Origin of the sequence: Pseudomonas sp. 2hn (assembly GCF_019646095.1) — a bacterium.
Classification (GTDB): domain Bacteria; phylum Pseudomonadota; class Gammaproteobacteria; order Pseudomonadales; family Pseudomonadaceae; genus Aquipseudomonas; species Aquipseudomonas peradeniyensis.
Window position 1 is genome coordinate 2,323,015 of record NZ_CP081016.1, and the last position, 20,968, is coordinate 2,343,982.

The 20,968-nt window shown below is 68.2% G+C and carries 10 protein-coding genes; 6 read left to right on the forward strand and 4 right to left on the reverse strand.

The window, feature by feature from the left end; translation table 11 throughout:
- The first annotated feature begins 234 nt into the window (after positions 1-234).
- The 4 genes from mqo to K2O50_RS10650 all read left to right on the forward strand — a co-directional run bounded on the left by mqo (position 235) and on the right by K2O50_RS10650 (position 16,261).
- Positions 235-1,809, forward strand: a complete 1,575-nt coding sequence (gene mqo, locus K2O50_RS10635) for a malate dehydrogenase (quinone) (RefSeq protein WP_050706133.1) — start codon at positions 235-237, stop codon at positions 1,807-1,809.
- A 350-nt stretch (positions 1,810-2,159) separates the two neighbouring features.
- Positions 2,160-3,305, forward strand: coding sequence for a substrate-binding domain-containing protein (locus tag K2O50_RS10640; protein WP_050706132.1), 1,146 nt, complete (start codon positions 2,160-2,162; stop codon positions 3,303-3,305).
- Between the two features lie 279 nt (positions 3,306-3,584).
- Complete coding sequence (locus tag K2O50_RS10645) at positions 3,585-15,821, forward strand: filamentous hemagglutinin family protein (protein ID WP_050706193.1); 12,237 nt, start codon at positions 3,585-3,587, stop codon at positions 15,819-15,821.
- Between the two features lie 134 nt (positions 15,822-15,955).
- Positions 15,956-16,261, forward strand: a complete 306-nt coding sequence (locus K2O50_RS10650) for a hypothetical protein (RefSeq protein ID WP_050706131.1) — start codon at positions 15,956-15,958, stop codon at positions 16,259-16,261.
- 60 nt (positions 16,262-16,321) lie between these two features.
- On the opposite strand, the gene K2O50_RS10655 is transcribed toward K2O50_RS10650, so the two are convergent.
- The 3 genes from K2O50_RS10655 to ampC form a co-directional block, all read right to left on the reverse strand.
- Positions 16,322-16,654: a hypothetical protein gene (locus tag K2O50_RS10655; RefSeq protein ID WP_050706130.1), complete on the reverse strand. Its 333-nt coding sequence runs from the start codon at positions 16,652-16,654 to the stop codon at positions 16,322-16,324.
- Positions 16,655-16,961: 307 nt separating this feature from the next.
- On the reverse strand, positions 16,962-17,585 hold the full coding sequence (locus K2O50_RS10660; RefSeq protein ID WP_050706129.1) for a glutathione S-transferase family protein: 624 nt from the start codon (positions 17,583-17,585) through the stop codon (positions 16,962-16,964).
- A 1-nt stretch (position 17,586) separates the two neighbouring features.
- Positions 17,587-18,726, reverse strand: a complete 1,140-nt coding sequence (gene ampC / locus K2O50_RS10665) for a class C beta-lactamase (RefSeq protein ID WP_050706128.1) — start codon at positions 18,724-18,726, stop codon at positions 17,587-17,589.
- Between the two features lie 142 nt (positions 18,727-18,868).
- Between ampC and K2O50_RS10670 the strand changes: the two genes are divergently transcribed.
- Positions 18,869-19,864 (forward strand): bile acid:sodium symporter family protein, encoded by a 996-nt coding sequence (locus K2O50_RS10670; RefSeq protein ID WP_050706127.1) that lies wholly within the window; start codon positions 18,869-18,871, stop codon positions 19,862-19,864.
- A gap of 137 nt (positions 19,865-20,001) precedes the next feature.
- On the opposite strand, the gene gspI is transcribed toward K2O50_RS10670, so the two are convergent.
- On the reverse strand, positions 20,002-20,361 hold the full coding sequence (gspI, locus tag K2O50_RS10675; RefSeq protein ID WP_050706126.1) for a type II secretion system minor pseudopilin GspI: 360 nt from the start codon (positions 20,359-20,361) through the stop codon (positions 20,002-20,004).
- A 148-nt stretch (positions 20,362-20,509) separates the two neighbouring features.
- Here gspI and gspG point away from each other — a divergent pair, with 148 nt between their 5' ends.
- The gene (gene gspG, locus K2O50_RS10680) at positions 20,510-20,956 is read left to right on the forward strand and encodes a type II secretion system major pseudopilin GspG (protein WP_050706125.1); all 447 of its coding nucleotides are present in this window, start codon (positions 20,510-20,512) and stop codon (positions 20,954-20,956) included.
- Positions 20,957-20,968 lie beyond the last annotated feature (12 nt).

Below are 20,968 nucleotides of genomic sequence, written 5' to 3' on the forward strand. Positions count from 1 at the left end.
GCGGGGCAAGCCCGCTCCCACGCTGGAACCCTGTTCCCTGCGCGACAGCGCAGCCCGGAAGGGCTGTGTGATCTCCTACAGGGAGCAGAGTTGCAGGCATCACCAGCGTGGGAGCGGGCTTGCCCCGCGATAGGGCCGGTACAGGCGATAACACGCATCCTGACCATACCCGATCAAATCAGTCGGCTAAGCTTGATCCCGCAGGCGCACGCAATGACCAACACGGGAGAGCACATGAACATCAGCAAAACGCCCAAGTGGGCAGTCGCGGCACTGGTCCTGGCCCTGGGCCTTCACGCCCACGCCGCCGACAGCAAGCGGGTCGATGTGCTGCTGGTGGGCGGCGGCATCATGAGTTCCACGCTGGCGGTCTGGCTCAACGAACTGGAGCCGGGCTGGTCGATGGAGATGGTCGAGCGCCTGGACAAGGTCGCCGAGGAAAGCTCCAACGGCTGGAACAACGCCGGCACCGGCCACTCGGCGCTGGCCGAGCTCAACTACACCCCGGAGAAGGACGGCAAGATCGACATCAGCAAGGCGGTGGAGATCAACGAGTCGTTCCAGGTCACCCGCCAGTTCCTCGCCTGGCAGGTCAAGCAGGGGGTGCTGAAGAACCCGCGCTCGTTCATCAACACCACGCCGCACATGAGCTTCGTCTGGGGCGACGACAACATCCGCTTCCTCAGGAAACGCTACGAGGCGCTGCAGGCCAGCCCGCTGTTCAAACCCATGCAGTATTCCGAGGACCACGCGCAGATCGCCAAGTGGGTGCCGCTGATGATGGAAGGGCGCGACCCCAACCAGAAGCTCGCCGTCACCTGGACGCCGATCGGCACCGACGTCAACTTCGGCGAGATCACCCGCCAGTACGTGGGCTACCTGCAGACCCGGCCCAACTTCGACCTCAAGCTGTCCAGCGAGGTGCAGGACATCACCCGCAACGACGACGGCAGCTGGCACGTCGAGTACAAGAACCTCAAGGACGGCAGCACCTCGACCACCGACGCCAAGTTCCTGTTCATCGGTGCCGGCGGCGCGGCGCTGCCGTTGCTGCAGAAGTCCGGTATCGACGAGGCCAAGGACTACGCGGGCTTCCCGGTGGGCGGCTCGTTCCTGGTCACCGACAACCCGGCCATCGCCCAGCGTCACATGGCCAAGGCCTACGGCATCGCCGCCACCGGCGCGCCGCCGATGTCGGTGCCGCACCTGGACACCCGGGTGCTCGACGGCAAGCGCATGATCCTGTTCGGGCCGTTCGCGACCTTCTCCACCAAGTTCCTCAAGGAAGGTTCGCTGCTCGACCTGTTCGCCAGCATGTCGCTGCACAACACCTGGCCGATGGTGCGGGTCGGGGTGCGTGAGTTCGACCTGGTGCAGTACCTGGTCGGCCAGCTGATGCAGTCCGACGATGACCGCTTCGCCGCGCTGCAGACCTATTTCCCCGAGGCCAAGAAGGAAGATTGGCGCTTGTGGCAGGCCGGCCAGCGGGTGCAGATCATCAAGAAGGACGAAAACCAGGGCGGGGTGCTGAAACTGGGCACCGAGGTGGTGACGTCCAAGGATGGCAGCATCGCCGGGCTGCTCGGCGCCTCGCCGGGCGCTTCGACCGCGCCGCCGATCATGCTCGACCTGCTGAACAAGGTGTTCAAGGACAAGGTGGCCACGCCCGAGTGGCAGGCGAAGATCAAGCAGATCATTCCGTCCTACGGCATCCGCCTGAACGAGCACCCGGACAAGGTCCAGCAAGAGTGGGCCTACACCAGCGAGATCCTGCAACTGGCGACGCCCAGCGAGGTTGCCGCGCCCTGAAGACCCGCCCATGACCAGCCGGCCACTGTGAAGTGGCCGGCACTGGCGCAATGTTTTTTTCTCCCCAGGCCAAGCTCCCGAGCACCTGAGCCGCCATCCTCCGGTTCGATCCCTCCCGTACTGCCTGCGCCGGCTCCTGGGCAGCGCGCCGCAAGCGCTGAAACCACCCGCCGACACCCGAGCTTTTCCCCGCCGAACTCCCGATGTTTTTTCCTTTGCCTGTCACCACAAGCTGCGAATGTTGCCTCCGTGGACAGGCCGCCAGCTCCTCTGGATCAGGGTATGCAGCCTGTGGACACAGCAATGCGCGACCCACTCAACGTACGAACACGACGATAGGAGATTGCTTCATGTTTAAGCGTACTGTGATCGCCGCCTCCCTGGTGGCTGCTACCCTGGCTTCGGCCCAATCCATGGCTGCTGTTGTCGGTGGCGGAGCCACCCTGCCTGAGCCGCTGTACAACGGCAACGCCACCTGGGAAGGCATCCTGCCAAGCGGCTTCAGCTACACCGGCGTGGGCAGCGGCGGTGGCAAGACCGCTTTCCTGACCAACGCCCCTGCGTCGATCAACCAGCCGGCCGGCACCAACGTCGACTTCGCCGGTTCCGACTCGGTGCTCAGCGCCAGCGAACTTTCGACCTACGACACTAACCGCGCCGCCACCTGGGGCAAGTTGATCCAGATCCCGGCCGTCGGCACCACCGTCACCATCCCTTACCACCGCAACGGTGTCAGCGACCTGCAGGTCAACGCTTCGCAGTTGTGCGGCGTGTTCTCCGGCAGCATCTCCACCTGGGGCCAACTGCTCGGCACCGCCGACACCACCCCGATCAAGGTGATCTACCGTTCTGGCAGCAGCGGCACCACCGAGCTGCTGGCGCGCTTCCTCAACGACAGCTGCCCGACCGCCTTCTCGGTCAGCAGCACCTTCACCAGCGCCAACGTCGGCACCGAGCCGAGCACCTGGCAGGGCGTGGCCGGCAGCGCTGACGTGATCAATGCCGTCAACGCTACCGATGGCGCCATCGGCTACGTCAGCCCTGACTTCGTCGATACCGCCAACAACGCCCAGGTGGCCCGTGTCAGCAAGCTGGCCAGCGGTACCGCCGTACTGCCGACCGTCGACAACGCCCAGGCCGCCCTGGCCAGCGCCGCCGCCCCGACCGCCAACCGCGCCAACCCGGCCAGCTGGGCTGTCACCTTCGGCCGTGGCGCCAGCGACAAGCCGGTCCCAACCACGGGCTACCCGATCGTTGGCTACACCAACCTGCTGGTTGGCCAGTGCTACAAGGACGCCGCCGATGCCACCGCCATCCGTGGCTTCCTCAACGACCTGTACAGCGGCAACCACGACCTGGCCATCGGCATTCACTCCTTCGTGCCGGTTCCGGTCGCCTTCGCCGATGAAATCAAGAAAGCCTTCCTGACCAACGCCGGCAACGAAGGCCTGGATATCGCCAACACCAACGTGTGCAACGGTATCGGTCGCTCGTAACAGGCAAAACCCCGGTGGCCCGCGTCCTCGGCCGTGGGCATGGACCCTGGCGGCACCCGTGGGTGACGCCGGGGTTTTTTTATTTTGCGTCGACCTGGCAGCACGAGCGCCGGCACCGGCATTGCGGGCGCAGGCGGTCGCCATACCCCAGCCCCATGAACTTTGCATGACAAAGCTTCGGTCCCTCTGCGGCTGGAGCGCCTTATGGCAAAGCGGCATCACGACCGCCATCCCCTGATCTCGAGAACCAGCACAAGGAACCCTGCGATGTCGCGCGGCATGCCCAAGCCAGCCCTTTCAGCCTCCGCCATCCAGCGTCGCGGCGAGCCGCCGCGGCTCAAGCCCCTGGCCCAGGCCATCGCCCTGCTGATGCTGGCGGGCAGCGCCCACGCGGCGCAGCCGTTCAGTTCGGGCTGGTTTGCCGCCAAGGGTGCTTCAAGTGCTCCGAGCGGCGGCGGTGCCGGCGGTGCGGGGCAGGTGCTGCCGGGATCGCCACCGCCCCTGGCCCAACAGCAGCGCCTGAACCAGCAGTTCCAGCGTTCGGTGAACAACCTCAACAACACGGTGGCGGCCATCGCCGCCCAGCAGGCGGCCCAGGCCAATGGCCGGACCCTGGCCCAGGTGCAGCCGCAGGTGGTGCCCAACGGCCTGGGCGATGGCGGCCTGAAGGTCGACGAGAACCCGCTGACCCAGGGCTGGCTCAATGCCAAGGCGCCGCAGCAGAGCCAGGCCGGCGGCAAGACCCAGGTGCGCATCGAGCAGACCGCCGACAAGGCCATCCTCAACTGGGAGACCTTCAACGTCGGCCGCGACACCACCGTGCGCTTCGAGCAGCAGGCAGACTGGGCCGTGCTTAACCGGGTCAATGACCCGGCTGCACGACCGAGCCAGATCCATGGCCAGATCGAAGCGCCCGGCACGGTGATGCTGATCAACCGCAACGGCGTGGTGTTCAACGGCACCAGCCAGGTCAACGTGCGCAACCTGGTGGCCGCCGCCGCCCAGGTCAGCGACGAGCAGTTCAGCCAGCGCGGGCTTTACGTCGACAGCAGCGCCAGCCAGGCCACCTTCACCGATGCCGCCGGCAAGGTGCTGGTCGAGCGCGGCGCGCAGATTCGTACCCAGGAACCGGGCAGCTCCACCAGCGCTGGCGGCTACGTGCTGTTGCTGGGCAGCGAGGTGGGCAACGAAGGCCAGATCATCGCCGGCAAGGGCCAGGCGACCCTGGCGGCGGCGGACGATTTCTACATTCGTCGCGGCCAGGGCACCGAGGCCAACCGCTACTCGACCACCCGCGGCAATGAGGTGGCGGGCAGCCTCAGGCCCGGCAGCAGCGCCGGCACGGTGAGCAACAGCGGGCTGATCCAGGCCAGTGGCGGCGATGTCACCCTGACCGGTCACCAGGTGCGCCAGCAGGGGGTGATCCTGGCCAGCACCTCGGTGGATCGGCGCGGCAGCATCCACCTGCTCAATGCCGCCAGCGATGCCACCGGCAGCGTCAGCTTCGAGCGTGGCAGCGTCACCGCCGTGCTGCTCGACGACAGCGCGGCGCTCGACAGCCAGCGCGAAGCCTCGAGGGCGGTGGTCAACGGCAGCAACGGCAACCTGGCCACGGGGCGCTTCGACAACCTCAGCACAGTCATCGACCGTCCCGAGCAGTCACGGGTGGAAGTGGTCAGCGGCGGCACCGTGCACTTCCAGGACGGTTCGCTGACCCTGGCCACCGGTGGCCAGATCGCGGTCAGCGCCGGCCGGCGCAGCCTGGTCGACGATGGCGCGCGCCTCGATGTGGCCGGCGCCCTCGGGGTCAAGGTGGCGATGCAAAGCAATGTCATCAAGATCAATGTCCAGGGCAACGAGCAGCGCGATGCCGCCGGCAACCGCGACAAGGGCGGGCTGATCAACAGCGATGTGTGGGTCGACGTGCGCGAGCTGGTGCATGTGGCGGCCGGTGTCAATGGCCATGCTGGCGACCGCTGGTACACCGCGGGTGGCCTGCTGGAGGTGGGCGGCTACCTGGGCACGCGCAGCCACGGCGTGGGTGAATGGATGGCCCAGGGCGGCACCGTGACCTTCACCGGCCAGGACCTGGTCACCCGCGCCGGCGCCGAGATCAACCTGTCCGGCGGCACCCTGGCGGTGCAGGACGGCTATGTGCGCCAGAGTTGGCTGCGTGGCGAGGACGGGCGCCTGTACGAGCTGTCGCGGGCGCCGGGCGACCTGCTCTACAGCGGCCTGTACCAGGGCTTCGAGGACCATTCGGCGCGCTGGTCCCAGACCCGTGTGTTCTACAACCCGCTGATCGCGCCGCAGCAGCGCTTCGAACAGGGCTACACCGTCGGGCGCGACGCCGGCAGCCTGGTGGTGGCCACCCAGGGCGCATTGCTCGATGGCCGGCTGGTCGGCGAGACCTGGCAGGACGAGCGTCAGGTGCAGGCGCCGGTGGCCGGGCTGGATGGCTACAAGCAGGTCCACAGTGCTCGCGCCCGAGGCGCCCAGCTGGTCATCGGCCAGCAGCTGCCAGGCTACCTCACCGACAGCAAGGACCTGGCCTTCAGCCTGACCCCGGTGCTGCGCCAGGTGACGCTGGGTGGCGGCAACCGTGGCGCCAGTGCCGATGTGCAGTTGCAGGCGCCGTTGGACGAGCAGCGGCGGGGGCGACTGGTGCTGGACAGCGAATTGCTCAACGGTTTCGCGCTGGGTGGCCTGAGCATTGCCGCCGGCGAGTCGGTGCAGGTCGACCAGGCGCTGAACCTGGCCAACGGCGGGCAACTGACCCTGTACGCGCCGCAGGTGCGGGTCGCGGCCGACCTTACCGCCAAGGGCGGGCAGATGCTGTTGGGCGATGTGCTGCGCCAGCGCGACGGCGCCGACCTGCGCGATATTGCCCTGGCCACGCCGGCCGGATTGCGTGCGCAGGTGCTGGTTGGCGAAGGCGTGCGCCTGGATGTCGGTGGTGCGCGCAGCGACCGCGAAGATGTAGGGACCATGGCCTGGCGCAACGGCGGCAGCCTGTCGCTGCGCAGCTCCGGCGATGTGCTGCTGGGGCAGGCCAGCGTGCTGGATGTTTCCGGCGGGGTGGTGCGCGGTGAGCGCAACCAGTTGCGCGGTGGCAGCGGCGGCAACCTGACGTTGCAGGCCGGCGTGTTCAATGCCAGCGGTGACGGGCGCCTGCGCCTCGATGGCGAGCTGCGCGGCCATGGCAGCAACGGCGCCGGCACCCTTGACCTGCAGGCCGAGCGCGTGCGGATCGGCGGTGTGGCCGACGCCAGCGCCTTGTCCCTCGGCGAGGATTTCTTCAACCGCGGCTTCGCCCATTACACCGTACGTGGCACGCGACAGTTGACCGTGGTCGAAGGCGCCCAGGTGCAGGTCACCCGGCCCGTGGAACTGCTCGACGCCAGCCTGCCGGTCGGCGACCAGGCCACCCTGTGGCTGGCGCCGCTGGTGCGCGAGAACGCGATCAAGGGCGAGCTGGGCCTGCGTGCCGGTGCCAGCCTGAGCCTTTCCGCCGGCGATACCCGCCTGGTCCAGGCGGACCGTGAGGCCGCGCTGCTGGAAGTGCGCCGTGGCGCCAGCATCGGTGTCGACCCGTTGCAGTCGATCGCCCTGAGCAGTACCGCGCAATTGAACCTGGACGGTTCGCTGCTCGCTCCAGGTGGCAAGGTGAGCCTGTTGCAGGCATTGCCCGAAACGGTGGGGAGCGGGGTGCAGGAAAGCCTGCACAACCGTGCGATCCGCCTGGGCGGCGAGGCGTTGATCGATGTCTCCGGCCAGGCGCTTACCGCCCTCGACAGCCAGGGCCGGCGCTACGGGCGGGTCACCGCTGGCGGCAACATCGTCATTGGTGGGCAGATCGACCACGCCAAGGGGACCAGCGACGGCGCCTACCTCTTCGTTGATATCGCCCGTGGCGCCCGCTTGCGCGCTGATGGCGCCAGCGCCGTGCTGGACATCCGGGGTCAGGGCCCACTGGCAATGGCCAGCGCCGGTGGCAGCATCAGCCTGGCCTCCAGCTATGGCCTGCGCCTTGACGGCACGCTCAGCGCCAGGTCCGGCGGTGTCGGCGCGGCGGGCGGCAGCCTCGGTGTGGCCCTGGATACCGGCCTGTACCGCAAGGATGGCCTGGAGGATGGCCTGAACGTGCCGCGCGAGCTGGTACTCGGCCGTGGGGCCGGTACCGACCAGCGCTTGCGCTATGGCCATGCGCGCCTGGATGTGGACACCGTCGAGCGCGGTGGTTTCGCCAACCTGGCACTGCTCAGCGACGGGGTGCTGGCCTTCGATGGCTCGCTGGCGCTGGACCTGGCCCAGGGTCTGCAACTGTACGCCGGGTCCCTGGTGCTCGCCGACGGCAGTGCCAACGACAGCAGCATCCGCCTGCGTGCGCCCTACGTGCGACTGGCAGGCAGCAACCACCTGGGCGGCGACCAGACCGTGCGCCCGACGGTCAAGGGCGGGCTGTCGCAGCAGGCGTCGAACGCACTGTTGCAGGTCGAGGCCAACCTGCTCGAAGTGCGCGACGAACTGAGCCTGGGCGCTCGCGGCAACCTGGCCCTCAGTGGTGGGCGACAGCTTGAGTTCGACCGTCGGGGCTTTGCCCTGACCCGCCTGCGCAGTGAAGGGGATATCCGCTTCCTCGGCCGCGACATAGCTTCGCTGCCGACCCAGCTAAGCAGCAATGCCGATATTGAATTGCTGGCCGCGCAACTGTATCCGGTGAGCGGTGCCTACGCTCGCGTGCTGAGCACCCGCGACGCCACCCTGCGGATCGGACGGGTCGGCGAGGCCACGCCAGGCGTGCCGCTGTCGGTGTTCGGCCGCCTGCACCTGGGCGCCGGCACGGTGGAGCAGGGCGGGGTGGTGCGGGCGCCGCTTGGGCAGGTGCTGCTGGGGGATACCGGCGAGAACGGCCAGGATGTGCGCCTGCTGCCCGGCAGCATCACTTCGGTCAGCGCGGCGGGGCTGCGCATGCCTTACGGTGGCACCGTCGATGGCCTGAGCTACCTGTACGGCGGCAAGCCGGTGAACCTGATCGGCGGCAGCGGCGATAGCGACCACGGGGTGGTCCTGGCGGGCAAGCACATCGATGTGCAGGCCGGGGCGCTGATTGACCTGGCCGGCGGCGGCGAACTGACCGGTGCCGGCTTCGTCTCCGGGCGCGGCGGCTCCACCGACGCCCGCTACCATCCGTTGATGCAGCTCGATGCCGATGGCCGCCTGGTACTGCCGTCGCTGTCGAGCAACCCGGTCTATGCCATCGTCCCAGGCCAGGTCGGCGACTACGCGCCGCTGGCCGGGGAAGCCGGCGTGGCCGACCCGGCCATCGGCCAGCGCATCACCCTCGACCAGGGCGTCCCGGGGCTGGCGGCGGGTACCTACACCTTGCTGCCGGCCAGCTACGCGCTGTTGCCGGGCGCCTTCCGTGTCGAGCTCAACGGCTTGGCCATGGCCGGCCAGCGAGGTATCAGCCAGGTCATGCGCAATGGTTCCTGGACCACCTCGGGCAGCCTGTCGGTGGCCAACACCGATGTCCGCCAGCCGTTGTCGGGGCAGGTGATCCTCACCGCGGCCGACACCCTGCGCCGCTACAGCCAGTACAACGAAATGTCCTACGCCAGCTTCGTCAAGGCCGACGCCTTGGCCAAGGGTGTTCCGCGGGCGGCGCTCGAGGCCGATGGCAAGTGGCTGACCCTGCGCCTGAAGCCCAATGCCGACCCCGAGACCGCATTCCGCTTTGCCGGTCAGGCGCGCTTCGACGCCGCCCGTGAGGGGCGTGGCGGCAGCGTGGCGGTACTGGGCGTGGAGGCCATCGAGATCCTCGCCGACGGCCAGGTCAGCGACTGGCTGCAACCCAATCGGGTCGCGCTGCGCGCCAGTGACCTGAGCGCGCTCAAGGCGCCGCGACTCAGCATCGGCGCCCGTCCGGAGGTGCTCTACGGCCAGGGCGGCAACATGGTGCGCTTCAAGGAGTCGACCGCTGACATCCTGGTGCGCAGTGGCGCCGAGCTGCGCGCCAGCGAGGTGTTCCTGGCCACCGACAGGGCGCGTGGCGCCATCGTCGTCGAGCAGGGCGCCGGTATCATCACCCTGGGCCAGGGGGCGGTGCCGTTCGATGCCAATGACGGTTTCCTCATCGACCCCAACGCCCACGGCCTGCTGGCGCTGTCCAACGGCCGCCTGGACGTGCTGCCATCGGTGGCTGGCGATGTCTTCGCCCCCGGCAGCATCCTCATTGGCGGCTGCAGCTCGGGCAACTGCGTGGGTATGACCCGCCTGTACTCGGACGGCTCGCTGTTCGCCGCGACCGACCGTACCTTCAACCTCGACGACCAGGTCAGCTTCGGCACGCGCCACCTGGGCCTGGCGGTGGGCCGGATCAACGTCGGCTCCAGCGCCGCGCTGGCCGCCGCGGCCAGCGCCGGGGTGCTGGGCCAGGGGCTGACACTCAACCAGCAAGTGCTCGACCGCCTGTTCCAGGGCAGCACCGAGGGCGGCATTCCCGCCCTGCAGACCCTGTCGCTGACGGCGGCCGACTCGTTGAACTTCTTCGGCAACAGCGTGCTCGACACCTATGATCCGCTGACCGGACGCAACCGCGTGCAGCAACTGATCCTCGGCACGCCGGCTATCTACGGCCTCGGTCAGGCCAGCGAACGGGCGACCATCCACACCGCCAACCTGGTGTGGAACGGCGCCCGTACGCTGCCCGGCGCACCCATCGCCGGTGGCGCGGGCAGTGGCGACGGCGTGCTCGAACTGCGGGTGGAAAACCTGACCTTCGGCTACGGGCCGGCCAGCCAGCCCGACGGCACCGCCAGCATGAGCCGCCAGACCCTGGGCTTCAGCCAGGTCGACATCCGCGCCAGCCGCCAGGTCAGCGCCAACCACAGCGGGGCGTTGCAGGTGTACCACCAGCGCGGCGCCTGGCAGGGCGAGGGCGGCTTCCAGTACAGCGGCGGCGACCTGCTGGTGGAGACGCCGTTGTGGACCGGCGGCGCTGGTTCGATCAACCGCATCAGCGCCGGTGGTCTGTTGCGCGTGGGCGGTGGGGGCGGCGCGCTGGCCAGCGGCCGCGATGGCGTGGGCGCGGAGCTCGCGCTCAGTGGCCAGCAGGTGCTCCTCGACGGTACCTTCAGCCTGCCCAGCGGCAAGCTGAGCGTCTCGGCGCAACAGGCGCTGGTCCTGGGGGAGGGTTCGCGCATCGACCTGGCCGGGCGCAGCCTGACCTTCAACGACGTGACCCAGTACAGCTGGGGCGGCGAGCTGCTGCTGGCCAGCATGGCCGGTGACATCCGCCAGGCCAGTGGCAGCCTGGTTGACCTCAGTGCCCGCAACAATCGCGCCGGCCGGCTGAGCGCCACCGCCCTGGGTGGGCAGGTCAGCCTGCTGGGCCAGATCCTCGGCAGCGCCAGCGGCGATCATGACGCCGGTGGCACGCGGATACCGTACGCCGAGGGATCGGTGGCGGTCCGTGCCCGCCAGGTGGACGATTTCGCCGGGCTCAACCAGCGCCTTAACCGCGATCAGGTATTCGGCGCCCGCAGCTTCCAGATCACCCAGGGCGACCTGGCGATCGGCAGCGAGCTCAAGGCGCGAGAGATCAGCCTCTCGCTGGATAACGGCCAGTTGACCGTGGCCGGCACCGTCGATGCCAGCGGCGCCCAGGTCGGCAGCATCCGCCTGGCGGCCGGGCATGGCCTGACCCTGGCCGCCGGGGCCGTGCTCGATGCCCATGGCAGCCTGCTGCGGGTCGACAGCAATGGCGCGATCATCGATGCGCCGAACCGGGCGCAGATCGAGCTGGCCAGCGGCGACGGGCTGCTGACCCTGAGCCCCGGCGTTCGCCTGGACTTGCGCCACGGCACCGCCGCCGCGCAACACGACGGCCGTGCCCGTGGCTCGCTGGTATTGACGGCGCCGCGCGTGGGCGGCGACATCGCCGGCGATATCGCCATCGACGCCCGTGGCAGGCTGGACATCCAAGGTGCGCAGTCCATCGCCGTGGTCGGCCTGCAGCGCTATACCGACGCGCCGAATGGCGGCACCGCGGCCAGTGGTCGACCGTACCAGTACATCGACCAGGCTTATCTCGACGCCAAGCATGCGCGCAGCGTGCTGTTCGTCAATGCCGCGCTGGCCAACCGCGACCTGCTCGACAACCGCCTGGCCGGCCTGAACAACGCTGCCTACGCCAAGGCCCTGCACCTGCGCCCCGGCGTGGAGATCGCCAGTCGCGATGGCCAGACCGACCTGGTGGTGCGCGGCGACCTCGACCTGTCCGGGCATCGTTACGCCAGCCTCAACCCGGCCACGGCGCAGACCCTCCTGCGCGGTTCCGGCGAGGTCGGCCACCTGGCCTTGCGTGCCGGCGGCAACCTGGAAGTCCATGGCAGCATCAGCGACGGCTTCCTGCCGCCGGAACTGGCCACCGGCAGCGAACGCATGGATGGCCGTGGCTGGATCCTGATTCCCGGCAAGCAGCCGTTCGACAGTGACCTGGTGATTCCACGCAGCGGTGTCGAACTGGCCGCTGGCACGCGCTACCCTGCGGGCAGCACGCTGAATTTCGACCTGCCGTTCGCCGACACCTCGCTGCCGGCCAACACCCGCTTGCCCAGCGTGTTGACCCTGGCCAGCGCCGTGACCCTGCCCGCCGGTACCGTGCTTGATGCCGCCGTGCGCGATGCTTCCGGCAATCTCCTGTATGCCGCCGGCACCTTGCTCGACCAGGCGGTGACTCTCACCGCCGATACCCGGCTGGATGCCGGCAGCCGCCTGCCGGTAAGCGTGGCGGTGCGCGGCGGGGTCTGGCGCAAGGGCGCTGCCCTGCCTGTGGGAGGGCTGACCCAGCGTGGCGCCCTGGCGCTGGCGGTGGGCGCGCTGCTGCCGGCAGGCACCGACGTCAAGCTGCCCACAGGTGTGTTCTGGGTCGACCTGCGCCAGGAGGTCGCCGGCCAGCAGGGACGCAACTGGGCGCTTGGGCAGATGCTGCCGGAGGGCTCGCAATCCTGGTCGATGCGCCTGGTGGCCGGCGCCGACCTGGGCGCCGCCGACAGCCGCATCACCCGCCCGGAGCCGGACGCCGGCGCATTGCGCCTGGCCGACCAGCACTACATCGCCACGCGGGTGATCGAGACTTCAAAACCCGTCATCAGCTATTTCTGGACCAACCTGGCGGTTGGGCGGGTACCCGGCCAACCGGTGCCCTCCAACCTGCTGGCGCTGTGTACCGCCCGGCCGACCTGGTGCCTGAAGGTCGAAACGCCGGGCGGCGTCACCAAGGCCGAGATCACCCCGCAGACCCAGCTGTACAGCGTCTTGCGCACCGGTACCGGCGACCTTGAACTGCTCAGTGCCGGCGACTGGCGCATGGACTCGCTGTATGGGGTCTACACCGCCGGTACCCAGGCGCCGGCCCTGCTCGAGCAAGGCATCGATCCGCATCAGCTGGCCCGCGGTCGCCAGGCCGATGGCAGCGTGCTTGGCGCCCTGGGCGCGGCCTACGAATCGACCACCGGCCAGTACCGGGCCTGGTATCCACAGCAGGGCGGCAACCTGTTGATCGCCGCTGGCGGTGACCTGACCGGCAACCTGGTCGGGCCCAAGGCCACCGAGCAGCAGACGCGGCGTCAGACCGCTTCGGCGGCTGTCGGCAACTGGCTGTGGCGCCAGGGGCAGACCGACGTCGGCACGCCAGGTGCATGGTGGCTCAATTTCGGCAGTTTCGCCCAGGACCCGGCCAGCGCGCCCGGGCTGCCTTACCTGGTCGGTTTCACCGGTATCGGCACACTGGGTGGCGGCAATCTGGATGTGCGGGTGGCGGGCGCGGCCGGCCTGTTGCAGGCCAGCGGCGCCGACCTTTCCAGCGTCGAGCGCAGCCAGGGCCTGAACCTGGTGGTCGCCAGCAGCGGCCGGGTGGACGCCGATGGGCGCCTGGTACAGACCGGCGGTGGCGACCTTGACCTGCGTGTCGGTGGCGGACTCAACCCGGGGCTGGCCGCGATCACGGCCGCGGACGCCCAGATGGACCTGCAGGGAACCTTGGTCAACCTGCGCGGCGCCTTGCAGGTGGAGGCGGCCAATATCGGTCTGTTGCAGTCGATCTACGGCAGCTACGGCATCGAGCAGGACAACAGCGAATCGCGTGCCTACGACCCCTACACCGCAACCCGGGCCAAGGCCTGGGGCGGCGTCACGCTGATGCCGGGTGACAGCGGCGTGCGCCTGCTCAGCCGCGGCGACCTGGTGCTGCAGGGGGTAGGTGATCCGGGCCGGGTGCCGACGTTCAACAGCACGCCGTTCACTGCCGACAGTGGCACGCGGATGAGTGGGCGCGGCAACAGCTGGTTCTCGCTGTGGACTGCGCAGACCGCTATCGAACTGATCAGCCTGGGTGGCGACCTGGCACCGAACGTTCACAACCGTGCCAGTGTCGCGACCCGCAACCTGGCGATCCATGGCGGCCGCGTGTTCTATCCGACCGCGCTCAGCGCCACCGCGGTCAATGGCAGCCTGTACTATGGCGACTCGGTACGCAGCTCGGCGAGCCAGGCCTCGCCGGAGAGCCTGATGACCGCGCCTTCGGCCAACACGCGCTTGCAGTTGCTCGCGGGGGACTCGATCTATGCCGGCGGCTACACAGTCAGCCAGGCGGGCACCGACGCTTCGGCGCTGCCTACGCCGTGGCGCCCCGCATTCCTGGGCACCAGTACCGGCAACCTCGTGCTGTCGACCAACCTGCACGGCGACCTGCCGCGCAATGTCCGGGAAAGTCCGCTCTACAGTTTCGGCGTCAACACCTATGTCGAAAGCCGGGTGCAGCCTGCGCAGCCAGTACGGTTCTATGCGCTGGATGGCGACATCGTCGGGCTGAACACCGGCGAGGTCATCGATTATCCCGTGCTCGGGCTCAAGCTCTACCAGGGCAGCGGCCCGCTGCGCATCATGGCAGGTCGCGACATCGTCAACGCCGGCACCGTGCTGGGCAGCCAGCGCCAGGCGGCCGGCGGCCTGGTGGCCGGTGGCGAGGGTGGCAACAACCTGTCCCACGGCAACCTCATCATCCATGGCGACAGCCAGGATGTCTCGCTGGTCAGTGCCGGTCGCGACATCCGCCTGAGCACCTTCAATATCGCCGGCCCCGGCCAGCTCGAGGTGGTCGCCGGGCGCAACCTGTACCAGTCCGGATCGGGTGTCGACTCGGCCTATCAGGAGGCGGCGATCACCAGTATCGGTCGGGTCGGCGGCAGTGGCGCCGGTAACGATGGCGCGGCCATCGCCATCATCGTCGGGGCCGGCAAGCAGGGGCCGGACTACGCCGGCCTGCTGGCACGCTACCTGGATCCGCAACACTTGGCCGACCCTTCCCGGTCGTTGGCAGGGCAACCGGGCCAGGTCGTCAAGGTCTACGACCAGGACCTGCTGGCCTGGCTGCGCGCGCGCTTTGCCTTCGAGGGGGACGCCGAGGCGGGCCGGGCATTTCTCGCCACGCTGCCTGCCGAGCAGCAGCGCATCTTCGCCCGGCAGGTGTACTTCAGCGAACTGCGCGAAGGTGGCCGCGAATACAACGACGTCGACGGCCCGCGCAGCGGCAGCTACCTGCGCGGTCGCCAGGCGATCGCCGCGTTGTTCCCGGAGCGCGATGTGGCCGGCAACCCGATCCGCTATGGCGGTAGCGCCACCTTCTACGGCGGTGCGGGCATCCACACCGACTTCGGCGGCGATATCCAGGTACTGACGCCCGGTGGCCAGCAAGTGTTCGGCATCGAAGGCGAGGCCCCGCCGTCCACCGCCGGGGTGATCACCCAGGGCAGCGGCAACATCCAGCTGTATTCTCAAGGCAGCATCCTGCTCGGCCAGAGCCGGATCATGACCACCTTCGGCGGCTCGATTCTCGGCTGGTCGGCCCAGGGCGACATCAACGCCGGTCGCGGTTCGAAGACCACCGTGGTCTACACCCCGCCCAAGCGCACCTACGACCGCTGGGGCAACGTCGGCCTGGCGCCGAGCGTGCCGAGCACCGGCGCCGGCATCGCCACGCTCAATCCGATCGCCGAGGTGCCACCGGGGGATATCGACCTGATCGCGCCGCTGGGCACCATCGATGCTGGCGAGGCCGGGATCCGTGTGTCCGGCAACGTCAACATCGCCGCGCTGCAGGTGGTCAACGCCGCCAACATCCAGGTCCAGGGCGATGCCAAGGGCATGCCGGTGGTGGCCTCGGTGAACACTGGGGCGATCGCCTCGGCCAGTGCCGCGGCATCGTCGGCCAGCCAGGCTGCCGAAGAGGCGGGCCGCCAGCAGCAGGCCGCGTCCAGGCAGCGCCAGCCTTCGGTGATCACCGTGCAGGTGCTGGGTTTCGGCGGCGAGCGGCTGGTGCCGGGCCAGGACGGGGCGAGCCTCAATCCCCAGTACAACCGCCAGAGCCCGGTGCAGGTGCTGGGCGCGGGGGCGCTGGACGAACGGGCGAAGGCGCAGTTGACCGAGGAGGAGCGGGGCAACCTGTTGCTATGAGAGCAAAACCGCCCAACGGCAGGCTTTTCCTGTGGTTTCTTGATCCCGCTCATGGTTTCGGCGAGTGGCCCTCGCCGCGGCTTCGTGGCTGTGCTTTTCTTGCGCGGCATTTCAGACACGGAGTATCGACTTCAATGCGAATCAGGGAAGAGACCTACTGGCAGTGGGCCGATGCGCAGCTGCACAGCCGCTGTCACGACGAGGAACTGAGCGATGGCACCAGTATCGATGTGCAGGTGCGCCTGTCCAGGGTCGGTGCCACGCAGTTGTTTCTCGGGCTGTATGCCCGAAGCGGTGAGGCCTTGCTGGAAGAGTACTACCCCTCGCGGCCGGGCGAGACCATGACTCGGGCGCTGGTCTGGGGCGTGGACCGCGCCCGCGCCCTGGCCACCGGCGCCTTGCCGCTGCCGGAACAGGCACCGCGTCGGCGCCTCGCCTAGCAGACATGAAAAAGCCCGGCCTTTTCAGGCCGGGCTCAAGATACGGTGTGCTACGCGGGTTCAGTTCAGCGCGTCGATCACCTTGATTGCCTGCCGCTCGCGGGCGGCGGGCCATTCTTGTTGCAGGGTCTGCAGTACGCGACCGACGAAGGTAGTGTCGGCGGCGGCCTTCCTGCCGACGTAGCCCTGGCCACGGCGGTAGACCTTGAAGCGGGCGCGCATGCTGGGCATGTGCGATTCGAATTCGGCTTCGACCGTGTTCGGCGGCAGGCGGTCCAGGCGGACCTCGCCGGACTGGCTGACCCACAGCAGGTGGTCGTCGAGGCTGTCCTTGCGTGCGGCGAACAGCCGGGCCAATTGGTCGATGGTTGGATTGTTGTTCAAGTTCATCATAAAGCCCCCATTACTCTCATTCGTTGGTGAAGTTCGGCTGAAGTTCACATTCGGCGCCACACCATGTAGCGCGCTAACCAAGGCTGCTACAGCAGCTTCGCAACAGGGGCTTTCTCACGCTGCCTTCTGGGCAGTTTCCCTCTCCACGGACGGCCTGCGTTACCGCGCAGGCCGTCTGGAACACCCTTGCCACCGCTCCCGATCGGGGAGACGGCCTCATCATGCACAAGGCGCGGGAAGGGCGTCAACCGTTTTGTAGTGATTATTTTTTGTCACTACATCTTGTCGGACAATCCTGCCGGATCTGTCATGCCAGTCCGTTGTCGCCGTGCTCAAGGTAGCCGGGGCGTTGCCGCAGGCGCTGGTGATAGGCCTCCAGCGCCGGCAGCGCCGGGTGCTCCAGAGGCGTGCGCCGCCAGCGGTTGAGGGACAGGCCGATAGCCACGTCGGCGAGGCTGAAGGCATCGCCGGCGACATAGGCGCCGGTGGTTTGAAGGCGCGCTTCGAGCAGGCGCATCCTGGCCGTCCATTGGGCGCTGCTGGCGGCCAGCAGCGCGGGGTCCTGGTGCGCCGGCGACTGGCGCACCAGCGACATGAACGGGTAGCGCCAGGCATCGTTGAGGTCGGTGGCCTGCCAGTCGAGCCACTGGTCCACCGCGGCGCGGGCACGCGGGGCGCCGGGGTAGAGCGCCTCGCCGTGGTACTGGTTGGCCAGGTAGCGCAGGATCGTGTTGGACTCCCACAGCACGAAGTCGCCATCGACGATCACCGGCACCATGGCATTGGGGTTCAGCGCCAGGAACTCGGGCGTGTCGGTGGCGCGAAAGCCGCTGCCCCAATCTTCGCGCTGGAACGGCAGGTTCAGTTCGGCGCAGGCCCACAACACCTTGCGCACGTTGATCGACGAGGCCTTGCCCAGGATCTTCAGCATGTCACGGCTCCAGGCTGGAGAGTATGCGTTGCGCGGCGCGCACGCGTTCTTCGTTGGGGTAGTTGCGGTTGGCCAGCAGCACGATGCCCATCTGCCTGGACGGCACGAACGCCACATAGGCACCGAAGCCGCCGGTGGCGCCGGTCTTGTTGTACCAGGCGGCAGGATCGGCGGGCAGCGCCGGGTTCAGCGCCTGGATCGGATTTTCCCCGCGGATGATCTTGGCGCCGTTGTATTCCAACAGGGTGTCGAGGCTGACCGGGTAGGGGTAGCGCTCCCAGCCCAGGCCCTGGGTCATCGCGCCGACCTGGAAGTAACCGGACTGGGTGATGGCGATGGCCTTGCGCATGGCCGGGTCGAGGGTGTCCGGTTGCAGCTGCAATTGCACATAGCGCAGCAGGTCGCTGGCACTGGTCTTGATGCCGTAGGCCTGCTCGGCGTAGGGGCCCGGGTTGACCCGCACCGGCTTGTCGTTGGCGTCGTAGCCTTGCGCGTAGAGCCCGCGGGCACTGGCCGGCACTTCCAGGTAGGTGTGCTTGAGCCCAAGGCGGGGCAGCACCTGCTGGATCATCAGTTCGGCGAACGGCCGTTGCTGGGCGCGGGCCGCCAGGTCGCCGAACAGGCCCAGGCTGGGGTTCGAGTAGCAGCGGTGAGTGCCGGGGGCGAAGCGGGGCTGCCAGTGCTGAAACCAGGCCAGCGTCTGTGCCGGGGTCTGCACCTCATCGGGGAACTGCAAGGGCAGGCAGTCGCCGCTGTAGGCCCCCAGTTCCAGCACGCTGGCCTTGCCGATCGAGGCCTTGGCCAGGGCCGGCTGGTAGCGGTTGGCGGGCGCCTGCAGGTCGAGCTTGCCTTCGGCGCTGGCCAGGGCGGCGAGGGTCGCGGTGTAGGTCTTGCTCACCGAGCCGACCTCGAACAGTGTGTCGCGGCTCACTGCCTGGCGGCTGGCCTTGTCGGCCAGACCGTAGTTGAAGTAATGCGACTGGCCGTTGGCATACACCGCCACGGCCATGCCGGCGATGCCTTGCTCGCGCATGAGCGGTGGGATGACACCATCGACGGTGGCTTGCAGGTCGTTGGCCAGCAGCGGCGGCGCGGCCAGCGTCAGGGTGGCGGCCAGCAGCAGGTGTGGGGGGCGTTTCATGGTGGGGCGTTCCTTGTCGTGGATCAGGGGCGTGGCAAAGCGAGGTGTCCGTTGGGCGACACCGACAGGGGTTCCGGCGTTAGCGGCACAAAGGCCAAGACCTTATCGTCCAGGCTTGCACAAAGACAAGACGGAAACTGAGATGAGATATCTACGGATGCTGTTCGACAACTTCACCCTGGCCCTGCTCGGGGTGGTGTTCATCGCCACCGTGCTGCCGTGCTCCGGCGAGGGCGCGGTGCTGTTCGGCTGGCTGACCAACCTGGCCATCGGCCTGTTGTTCTTCCTGCACGGCGCCAAACTGTCGCGCGAGGCGATCATCGCCGGCGCCGGCCATTGGCGCCTGCACCTGCTGGTGTTCAGCTGTACCTTCGTGCTGTTCCCCTTGCTGGGGCTGGCGTTCAAGCCGCTGTTCGTGCCGCTGGTGGGCAATGAGCTGTACCTGGGCGTGCTGTACCTGTGCGCCTTGCCAGCCACCGTGCAGTCGGCCATCGCCTTCACCTCGCTGGCCCGGGGCAACGTGCCGGCGGCGATCTGCAGCGCGGCGGCCTCGAGCCTGCTGGGGATTTTCCTGACGCCGCTGCTGGTGATGCTGCTGCTGGGCGCCTCGGGCGACACCGGTTCCGGGCTGGATGCGGTGCTGAAGATCACCCTGCAGTTGCTGGTGCCCTTCGTCGCCGGGCAGGTCGCCCGCCGCTGGATCGGCGCCTGGGTCAAGCGCAATGCGCGCTGGCTGAAGGTGGTGGACCAGGGCTCGATCCTGCTGGTGGTTTACACCGCCTTCAGTGAAGCGGTGGTCACCGGCCTGTGGCACACGGTGTCGCCGCAACACCTGGCCGGGCTGTTCGCCGTATGCGGGATCCTGTTGGCGGTGGTACTGCTGGGCACGCGGTTGCTCGGGCGGCTGCTGGGATTCAATGTCGAGGACCGCATCACCATCCTGTTCGCCGGCTCCAAGAAGAGCCTGGCGACGGGCGTGCCCATGGCGCAGGTGCTGTTCGTGGGAGGCGGCATCGGGGCGATGATCCTGCCGTTGATGCTGTTTCATCAGATCCAGCTGATGGTCTGCGCGGTGCTGGCGCAGCGGTATGCGGCGCGGGTTGAGGCGGCGCATCCTGAGGCGAGCGCGTCGCTGTAAGGATCATCCCTGAGGGCCTGGCTGTAAGGATGCGGTGGGAGCGGGCTTGCCCCGCGATAGCGATTGCCTGGACGAGCGCTATCGCGGGGCAAGCCCGCTCCCACGAGTTCGCTCTCGCGAAGGCCTCCGATGCACACTCACTGAGCCACCATCGTTTGCAATCGCGCCAATGCCGGCCCTTCGCGTTGGCGTTCGAACACCTGCAGCGACACCTCCAACATGCCGCCCGGCGCACGCGACAGGCGTTGTTCACAGCGCAGGCGCAAGCGCCCCTGGTCACATTCGAACTGCCTGACGCCGGGCTTCGCGCCGCCCTCCAGGCGCAGCTCGGCCAGGCGCCCCTGGGCCGCCAGCAGGGCCAGCCCCTTGTCGCGCAACAACCCATTGCCCTGGGTCATCAAGCCGGTGGCCCGCACGGCGGCGGCCATGGCCACGGCGACGATGGTCAGCGCCACCAGCACTTCGATCAGGGTGAAACCGTCCTCGGTGGTGCGCACGGGAGCTCCATTCGCGCAGGCCAAAGCGGCACTGTAGAGCGGCGCGATGACGGTTTGACGACGCCGACTCCCGAGCTTTTTCAATATCCGTGACATACCGGCTTGCCACAATCGGCCCCCGATTCGAACTCACGCAAGGAATGCCGAGATGCAGATCGCCCGCCGCAACATGCCCGCCCAGCGTATCCGCCAACAGGGTTTTACCCTGATCGAGATCATGGTGGTGGTGGTGATCCTCGGGATTCTCGCGGCGATGGTGGTGCCCAAGGTGCTCGACCGCCCCGACCAGGCCCGGGCCACCGCGGCGCGCCAGGACATCGGCGGGCTGATGCAGGCGCTCAAGCTGTACCGGCTGGACAACGGCGCCTATCCCAACCAGAACCAGGGCCTGAAGGTGCTGGTGGAAAAGCCGGCCCAGGCAAAGGACGGCCAATGGCGCGCCTACCTCGACCGCCTGCCCAACGACCCATGGGGGCGCCCGTACCAGTACCTGAACCCCGGCGCCAACGGCGAGATCGATGTGTTCTCCCTGGGCGCCGACGGCCAGGCCGGCGGCGACGGGGTGAATGCCGATCTCGGCTCCTGGCAGTTGTGACCGGCCATGGCA